The organism is Clostridium sp. 1001283B150210_160208_E6 (assembly GCF_015669365.1).
Classification (GTDB): domain Bacteria; phylum Bacillota; class Clostridia; order Clostridiales; family Clostridiaceae; genus Clostridium; species Clostridium paraputrificum.
The window spans coordinates 1-6,769 of the sequence record NZ_JADPAA010000030.1; the positions used below are offsets into that span (position 1 = coordinate 1).

8 protein-coding genes and 1 pseudogene are annotated in these 6,769 nt (G+C 29.1%); 8 read left to right on the top strand and 1 reads right to left on the bottom strand.

The genetic code is table 11. The annotated features are described in order from the left end of the window. From I4V16_RS17075 to I4V16_RS17100, 6 genes are all read left to right on the top strand, one after another. The coding region (locus tag I4V16_RS17075; protein ID WP_195966941.1) for a hypothetical protein at nt 1–335 on the top strand (335 nt) is incomplete at its 5' end. 15 nt (nt 336–350) lie between these two features. Beyond that, on the top strand, nt 351–488 hold the full coding sequence (locus I4V16_RS17080) for a hypothetical protein (RefSeq protein WP_172458972.1): 138 nt from the start codon (nt 351–353) through the stop codon (nt 486–488). 95 nt (nt 489–583) lie between these two features. Further along, nucleotides 584–1,042 carry a hypothetical protein gene (locus I4V16_RS17085; RefSeq protein WP_111919387.1) on the top strand — a complete coding sequence of 153 codons (459 nt, stop codon included), beginning with the start codon at nt 584–586 and terminating at the stop codon, nt 1,040–1,042. Between the two features lie 510 nt (nt 1,043–1,552). Next, nucleotides 1,553–1,873 carry a hypothetical protein gene (locus tag I4V16_RS17090; RefSeq protein WP_099314463.1) on the top strand — a complete coding sequence of 107 codons (321 nt, stop codon included), beginning with the start codon at nt 1,553–1,555 and terminating at the stop codon, nt 1,871–1,873. Between the two features lie 807 nt (nt 1,874–2,680). After that, entirely contained in the window at nt 2,681–3,082 is a 402-nt protein-coding gene (locus I4V16_RS17095; RefSeq protein ID WP_111919379.1) for an RNase H1/viroplasmin domain-containing protein, read from the top strand. Between the two features lie 72 nt (nt 3,083–3,154). Then, nucleotides 3,155–3,718 (top strand): hypothetical protein, encoded by a 564-nt coding sequence (locus I4V16_RS17100; RefSeq protein ID WP_146742892.1) that lies wholly within the window; start codon nt 3,155–3,157, stop codon nt 3,716–3,718. A gap of 144 nt (nt 3,719–3,862) precedes the next feature. On the opposite strand, the pseudogene I4V16_RS17680 reads toward I4V16_RS17100, so the two are convergent. Further along, a pseudogene (locus I4V16_RS17680) lies at nt 3,863–3,922 on the bottom strand (hypothetical protein); the annotation flags it as partial. Between the two features lie 332 nt (nt 3,923–4,254). On the opposite strand from I4V16_RS17680, the gene mobV reads away from it, so the two are divergent. Next, the gene (gene mobV / locus I4V16_RS17105; protein ID WP_172458971.1) at nt 4,255–5,271 is read left to right on the top strand and encodes a MobV family relaxase; all 1,017 of its coding nucleotides are present in this window, start codon (nt 4,255–4,257) and stop codon (nt 5,269–5,271) included. A 247-nt stretch (nt 5,272–5,518) separates the two neighbouring features. Next, nucleotides 5,519–6,769: hypothetical protein (locus I4V16_RS17110; RefSeq protein ID WP_195966942.1), on the top strand; the 1,251-nt coding region annotated here is incomplete at its 3' end.

Consider the following 6,769-nt stretch of genomic DNA (forward strand, 5'->3'; position numbering starts at 1 on the left):
CATATACGTTGGAAATGGCTAAATTAAATAGTAATTATGTGATGAATGATGAAGAGTATATAAATGAAGATGTGGCAAGAGAATTTGTAAATAAGGTAAAAAACAAAAAGAAATCTTCAATAAGGTATGTTACTTATCATGAAGGGATATTAAGCTCTATGCGTGATATTACATACGATGGAGAAAAAATATTTTTAAGAGAATATGTTGTTTTAGGTGCGACAGGAGAACATTATAGATATATTGAGGATGAGGATACTTCAATAGTTGAAAATAATGGACAATATAGATTATCAAATGGAGCAAAATTATTTTATATAAAAAATAATAAGTGAAAGGATGGAGAATAAATGAGAAGAAAAGTATTAAAAAGGAAAAGTGTGATTTCAGTTTCAGTTATTGCTATGAGTTTATTATTTGGAGTAATTAATGTAAGTGCGAAGGAAGAAATACCTCAATACATGGAGCCTGGTACAATATTAAGGTAAATGAGAATGAACAAATTGAAATAATATCTGGAGGTTACTCTAATAAAAGAAATAAAATATCAGATAATATTGTTTTACCAGAACTTGAATCAGGTATGATTATATCTTATGATGGTAGGGGATTACCTAATAAAATACTTAATAATGGGGTTAATGAGTCATATAAAATAGATTATATTGGAACAGAAGAAATACAAGTAATAAATGATGGTGGTGAAGATTTTCCAGAGCAACGATTTGCACAAGGAACAACTGTTTGGAAGTATTCAGGTTGGATAACATGGTTTACAGATAGAATAGGACAAGAAGATCATGTTCTACAAGATTGGGATTGTGCTACAAAAATGACTCTTGATAATCCAAAGTGTGGAACACCTATTAGATTAAGGGATGAGTCTAATTATAATAATGAGGCATTACTTTCTAAGTGGGATGTAGGAGCATTACCAAATGCTGTATTAGATATTAGACCAAATAAATTTAAACAAATGGGTTATGTATTAGATTTAGGGCATTTTAAGGGGAGATATGGACATTTTACGCCATATCAATAAATTTATAGGTAGCTAAAATATTTTTGGATATAAATTATAATTAAAAATAACCTATTGCATTGGTTTGCAATAGGTTATTGTATAATATGAGAAAAGTATAAAATTTTTTAAAAATTAAAAAATATTTAATTACATAATAGAGATTTAAGCAATATTTTTCTTGCATTATGTAAATTAACCAATTACAATTTAAATATAATTAATAAAAAAGTAAATAAAAAAAGCTCTTATTCAACTCTTATTTATAAGGTTCCAGCCTTATAAATAAGCCAAACTTTAAAGGTATTCCAGTACCTAGAAAGCCGTTAGAAAAGAACTTTAACAGTAAGTAACGATAGTTACAAGGTTATATCTCACACATACAACCAAGGAACAAAGCTACTTTATAAATTTACTTTATTCAAATTTATGAATAAAGTATAACTGATTAAAGAAGAAATTTCAAGCTTTTAAGTATGGTAAAACCTTACTTAAAAGCTTTTTTTATTATAAAAATAGGAGTTGGATTATATGGAAAAAGAAAGAAAAGTTAATAACGAATGGGCAAGAAAGATAGATCATGAGGAGTTTAAAGAAATAGATATAAATAGAGTTAGGTTGGTAGAAGATGTACATTTAAGTTCTAGAATATCTATTTTTAATCTTAAGTGGTATAGAAGGCATAAAAGAGTACCAGTTATAGCAGTAAGGGAGAGTGAAGATGGTTGGTATGATCTTGTTGTTGGATTAAGGGGGTATATAATAGGGAAACTATTTTGTACAAATCCAAAAGCATATATAACTACTTTAAGCAGAGAAGAATTTAAAGAAAAATATGAATTAGAAAAGTAATAAAAAGAATATGGACAAGCCAAGATTATAGACTTTAAGCTAGGAAGTTGCCTATAACTTAAATAGGAGCATATAAAACTGTTGAGATAACATTAAAATTTATATGAGTGAAAACGTAAGATACACTATAAACTGATGGGTGACATGTAGCCAATTACGGAGCAGAATACATGGGGTGGCTTATATACGTCTATTATATAAGCAATACCTAAGGGGTTAAAAGTCCAAGCAAGACCTCAATAAGCCTAAGTAACATAATTATATTATTGTTATAAGGTTAAACAGCGGACGGGGGAACGTAGGAGATAAATAGTCTGTAAAGGCATTATGTCCTAAGCCACACTGGTAGGCGAAAGTCTACGGGACATAGTAAATACTAGAAATGGTATGCAGTTAGGGTTGTGGGGTACCTTATTAAGGTACTGGGATAACTGTTAAAGCTATGGAAGGGTAGAACCTTCAAAAGCATAGATAACTTGAAGATAACGGATACCTAATTCGACGGGGGGATAAGCCTTCCAGAGGAAAGGAGTGGTTCGGAAGTTCGCTTTTCATCTATAATTCAATAGGTGAATTGCGTCCTTTCGAGCCGTATTCCTTTTCTCTGGGGGGATAGTGCCTTCGGCTTTTACTTGCAAGTGTTAACTTGAATTTAAATAAAGACTTACAAGTTGAAGGTAAGCGGGGTGAATGCGACTTTGGAGCAGAGGGGTTAAGACCCCTTTATATTTACTATAAAGTTTTAAAAATATATTATTAATATAAGCTTATTTTTTAACTTTTAGTAAGTAGAGGGTGAATAGGAATATGTCTAAGAAGAAGTTTTATGCGATTAAGAGAGGAAAAAAGGGAACTAAAAATGTGATATTGGAGAGTTGGGATGAATGTTCTAAATTAGTTTTAGGATTTGATTCAGAATACAAAGGATTTAAAACAAGAGAAGAAGCGGAAGAGTATTTGGGTATTAGTATTAAATCAAGTGATAGTATAGATAATGAAATACAGGAAGAAATAAGCATTGATAATATTGAAGAAGTAAAAAAGGTGGCTAAGCAGAAGAAGAAAAAAACAAAAAGTAATAGAAACAAGGAAACTTTAGTTGTTGAGCTTCCAAAGGATCTATATAATGCATTTAGTAATAAATGTGTAAAACTTAATATGACAGAAGATACTGTTATAAAAAATATGATTATGGAATGGATTATTTAGTAGCAGAAAAAGTGGGGCGTAAATCCCACTTTTTATTTCTTTGAATTTATAGTATAGAGTGTTATAGTTTATGTGTACAAAAAATTACAAGGTGGTTACAAGGTTATGATTTATGAAGAAATGTCTATAGAGGAAGTTGTTGAGTACATCAATAAAGAGCTACTAAAAGGTAGAACTATGAAAGACATAGAAGTTAATGACTTTGGAGTAAATGAGAGAGTTATTGGTAAAAGATTAGCTAGAAAGAACGTAAAAAAGGTGGATGGGCAATTTGTGTTACAAAGTGGTTCTAAAATGCCCGAACATCAATCAAAGCAAGTAATAGTCAAGAATACAGATGATAATATAATTAGTTTATCTGATAATATAGAATTTATAGAGCTTAATAAGAGAGTTAATAATTTAGAAAAAGCCTTCAAGGAAGTTCTTTGTGTACAAAGTGGTTCTAAAGTGGTTACAAATAATTTTGGATTAAAAATATACTCAAATGAAGATAAGCCAGTAGCTAAAACTATAAGATTATATAAAGAAATTTGGGATAAGATAGATAAGGTTAAAGAGCTTTATCCTCATTTATCTTACCAGGTAGTATTAAATAGTTTGCTAGATGAAGTAACAGAAAAATATTTAAAATAGGTTTACAAATCCAGGAGTAAAATACTTTATATAATAACGGAATTTTTTAGTTAATAAAAATGGGGAATAAATATAGGCTCATAAAATCAAAAGAAAGATACTTTAATATACGATACAAATAGACTATAATTTAAAATAATAAGATTAATATAAATTAATCACACTTTGTTTTGAGATATTTCTTACGGTTGGTTTTGGTAAGTCCTTTTTGGGATGAGGGACAGTAACCTTCCTTTTTTGGTGGCATGTTTGAAGTGGTGATGGTCACATGTACTATCAAATTCAAACCAACCGTCTTTTTGAGTATCTTTATTATTTCTTAGAAGAAAATAAGTAAGTTAATAAATAACTTACTTATTTTTTTTATTAAACTGTATTGCTGCTAATCTAATTAAGCTGAAATATAGTTTAATAAATTAGGACGAAGTCCTAACACTAAGCTCCATGCAATGGCACGTTCTTGCTTTGCAAGAGTATAACGTGCTATACTCTTGATATGAAATATCTGCAAGAGTATGCTAATTCGGAGGGGTAATATGAGTATGGAGTTCGCTTGGAATACACAAAAAAATAAGATAACTGATATTAAGGGAAAAGAGAAAGAACAGGAACGAGAAGGGAAGATTACTAACGAAGAAATTGATTTAGATAAGACCCATTTAAATTATGATTTGGTTGATAGCAATAAGAATTTATATCAAAGAGTAAAAGATAGAGTTGAGGAAGTAAGATCTGTTTCCAGAATACAAAAAAATTCTGTGGTTGATTACTCGAATATAATTACTGTTCCTAAGGATCAAGCCGAAGAATGGGGAATAGAAAAATCAAAGGAATATTTAAAAGAGGTTTATAATTACTTCTGTGATGAGTTTGGAAAAGAGAATATTGTATCAGCTAAAGTACATTTGGATGAAACTGCACCACATATGCACCTTCATTTTGTACCTGTAAATAAAGAGAATGGTAAATTACAAGCAAGAGTAGTAATGACGAAGGAAAGAATCAATAGAATACATACAGAAGCTCCTAAGTATCTCCAAGAAAAAGGGTATGATGTTGTCAGGGGGTCTGGTAAAACCGAAAATAGCCTTGATATCCATAAATATAAGGCAGAGAAGCTTAAAGAGGAGATACATATACTAGAAAAGCAATTTGAGTCATTTAAGAGCATTGAGGGACGTACAGGAGATATAGATGTTATTGAGGTTAAGGAAAGCTTAATGGGATCAAAGGTAACTGTATCTAAAGATGATTATGAAAGGCTAGTAGAACTAGCTAAACAAGGAATATATAATGCAGATAAAATAAGGAGCTTGGAGAAAACAGTTAATGAGCTTGAAGGAGATAATAAGGAGCTTAAAAATATTAAGTGTGAGAATAGAGAACTTAAAGATAAAGTTAAACAATTAAGCTCAAAAGTTAAGAAGGCAAATAAAATAATTGCAAGTTTAAGTCCAGAGTTTAAAGAAGAATATTTAAAGGCTAAGGATTTAATAGAGAATAAATCTAAAGCTCCTAAAGTAAAAACTAATATTAATCAAATGGTAAGATAAAAAAGTAATATTTCGCGTAGGGATACGCGAAATATTACTTTTTCTTATTTTTATTTAGAAATACTAAACTAAATTCTTTAATTTTATAAAATTTCATGACTTACAAATGGCATAAAACCGTTAGGATCTTTGACTTCGCAAAAATTACTTTTAACGAAATTAAAGAGTGTCTATTTTAATGGTAAAAGAAGTTATAATTTGACTGTTTTTTACAAAAATAATATAATATTTTAAAATAGGAGGTATTATGAAGATAGAGAAAAAAATACTTATTTTAATTGTAGGAATTATTTTTATTTTAAGTTTCATTGGGTGCGAGGAAACAAAATATAAAGAAGAAAATTTAGGAAAGGGAATTATATTTACTAAAGTTACAGAGGACATGAAGGATCATTACATATTAAATTTAGATGGTGTTAATTATAATCTTGGAACTGATGAACACAATACATTCAGTACAAGTGCATTTTATAAAAATACACTTTATTATACTACTAAAAACTCTAAAGGAAGATCAGACCTGATTCAGTATGATTTAGGTAATAAAAAATCAAAGGTTTCAAAAATTGGAAATGAAGTGGATAGTATAGATACAATACAATCTATAGGTAATTTACTTTTTTTACGTGTAACTAAGAAAAATGAGCATTCAATGGGATTAGTTAAGTATGATATGGATAGTGATAAATATGAGTTCTTCAACTATGATAACGCTGATGATATGCTAATGGATTTTGATGTAAAAGGGGATTATTTAGTTAGTGTTAAATATTCAAATAAAGAAATGCAAAATAGTCTTGAAGAATTTAATATGAACAAAAGTGAAGATAAAGTTTATAATACACCACCACATACAATAACTGTTTATAATATTTATTCTGGAGATAAGATATATGAAAAAGTCATTGATGAGATGGTAGGTGCTGTTACTATAAATAATAAAGGAAATAAAATAGCTTATATTCATTCAAATATGAAAGAAGGATATGCAAAATTAACTATTCTAGATTTAGAGAGTAATGTTACTTTAACACCGAACATAAATAAGGGTGACTATAAGGCTTTAAGTCAGGTAAGATTTGGAACTGATGATAATGAACTTTATTATATTGCAGAGACAAAGGATATTAAGGGGAAAGATGGTAGTCAGTACAATCCGGCAGAAGTAATAAAATATGATATTGAAAAGAATAAAGTTGTAGAAGCATATTCAACTAAGGATGGGTTATTAAAGTATTTTACAATAATTGAAGATGTTATAGGAGATAAGAAATTACTTAAAGAATATGAATCAGAGCAATGTATTGAGTTTACAAAGAATCCAAGTAAAGCTGATGAAATTACAGAAGGTAGCATAGGGAATAATCCAGAGGATGCAATTCAAGTAGAGGATGAAACGATAGAATCAGATATAAAAATACCATATACGTTGGAAATGGCTAAATTAAATAGTAATTATGTGATGAATGATGAAGAGTATATAAATGAAGATGTGGCA

What these genes read in the sequence shown, in the direction of transcription:
- I4V16_RS17080 (WP_172458972.1), top strand. Translation starts at nt 351, where the DNA reads ATGAGAAGAAAAGTATTAAAAAGGAAAAGTGTGATTTCAGTTTCAGTT.
- I4V16_RS17095 (WP_111919379.1), top strand. Translation starts at nt 2,681, where the DNA reads ATGTCTAAGAAGAAGTTTTATGCGATTAAGAGAGGAAAAAAGGGAACT.
- mobV (WP_172458971.1), top strand. Translation starts at nt 4,255, where the DNA reads ATGAGTATGGAGTTCGCTTGGAATACACAAAAAAATAAGATAACTGAT.
- I4V16_RS17090 (WP_099314463.1), top strand. Translation starts at nt 1,553, where the DNA reads ATGGAAAAAGAAAGAAAAGTTAATAACGAATGGGCAAGAAAGATAGAT.
- I4V16_RS17085 (WP_111919387.1), top strand. Translation starts at nt 584, where the DNA reads ATGATTATATCTTATGATGGTAGGGGATTACCTAATAAAATACTTAAT.